This window comes from Neisseria sp. P0022.S010, from assembly GCF_051956635.1.
Map to the genome: position 1 here is coordinate 1 of NZ_JBQCXF010000711.1, position 1,234 is coordinate 1,234.

The following is a 1,234-nucleotide window of genomic DNA, read 5'->3' on the forward strand; positions in this document are numbered from 1 at the left end:
GCCTTTATTGTTTATAAACAAATAATATGTTAACCTATTGTTATCGAATAGATTTAATTATTCGTAATATCATTTCACAAAGCAAAAAGGATTCTATCTTATGAACCGTCGTCAATTTATCGGCAGCGCTGCTGCTGTTTCTCTCACCGCCGCCGCTTCTTTCGCTCGCGCTCACGACCATGCAGGCCATGCACACCATGCCGGTCATGCTGGTCACGCGCATTCTGCACCGCGCGCCTATGAAGCTGCGCGCAAAGCGGCTGCACATTGCGTTGAAGCCGGCCAAATCTGTCTGGCACACTGCATCGCCCTGTTGAGCGAAGGCGATACCTCCATGAAAGACTGCGCAGCCGGCGCTAACCAAATGTTGGCACTGTGCGGCACATTGCAAAACCTCGCTGCCCAAAATTCACGCCTGACCCCATCTTTGGCAAAAGTGTGCATCGAAGCCTGCAAACAATGTGCTGCAGCCTGCAAAGAACACGCCGGCCACCACGCTGAATGCAAAGCCTGCTACGAGTCTTGCTTGGCTTGCATTAAAGAATGCGAAAAAATTGCCGCTTAATCAATATTAAAAAAGGCCGTCTGAATTTCAGACGGCCTTTTATTTTGCTATTTTGTTCATGCTATTCGGCTGCAAGCTCTTGCTCATTCAGCAGTTTTTTCCGAACAATTGCAGGATTGCCCGCAGCCACGCAATAAGGCGGCACATCTTTGGTAACCACCGAACCTGCACCGATTACCGCGCCCTTGCCGATGGTAACACCGCCCATGATAATCGCACGCCGACCAATCCAAACATCATCTTCAATCACAATCGGGCTGATATCTGTATAACCTTCAAAGCGGCGGGTTTCAGGGTTGAATTTGTGGTTGATCGAATAAAACAGGCATTCCGGCCCCATCATCACGTTCTTGCCGAGGGTCAAACCGTGGCAGATTTCGCAATTTACGCCGATACCCGAATTATCGCCGACTACTGTATCCGGAAAAACGTATCCACCTTTTTCAATATTGACGTTTTTACCGATGTTTGGAGAAATGCACGCAGCCAAAGCAGCACGGAATTTTTGCGCAATTCTGCCGAATGGTTTGCAATAAGACGGAGGCAACATCCCTCCCCAAACACGCAAAATGCACGTCAATATCCTTTTCCACATTAATTCCGTCTCCTGTTCGTACAAGCGTAAATATTATTCAGACTATTATTCTTCTTAAAGTTTCACATCTAGAG

Annotated in this window: 2 protein-coding genes; one reads left to right on the plus strand and one right to left on the minus strand. The window is 47.6% G+C overall.

Going from position 1 to position 1,234, the window contains the following annotated elements:
- The first annotated feature begins 100 nt into the window (after positions 1–100).
- A complete protein-coding gene (locus ACTHUT_RS20855) occupies positions 101–565 on the plus strand; it encodes a four-helix bundle copper-binding protein (protein WP_070632729.1) in 465 nt (154 codons plus the stop codon).
- 61 nt (positions 566–626) lie between these two features.
- Here ACTHUT_RS20855 and ACTHUT_RS20860 read toward each other — a convergent pair whose 3' ends face one another.
- Positions 627–1,160 carry an acyltransferase gene (locus tag ACTHUT_RS20860; RefSeq protein WP_070632727.1) on the minus strand — a complete coding sequence of 178 codons (534 nt, stop codon included), beginning with the start codon at positions 1,158–1,160 and terminating at the stop codon, positions 627–629.
- Positions 1,161–1,234 lie beyond the last annotated feature (74 nt).

Bases quoted from the DNA above. Each gene is read 5' to 3' on its own strand.
- ACTHUT_RS20855 (WP_070632729.1), top strand. From the start codon at position 101: ATGAACCGTCGTCAATTTATCGGCAGCGCTGCTGCTGTTTCTCTCACC.
- ACTHUT_RS20860 (WP_070632727.1), bottom strand. From the start codon at position 1,160: ATGTGGAAAAGGATATTGACGTGCATTTTGCGTGTTTGGGGAGGGATG.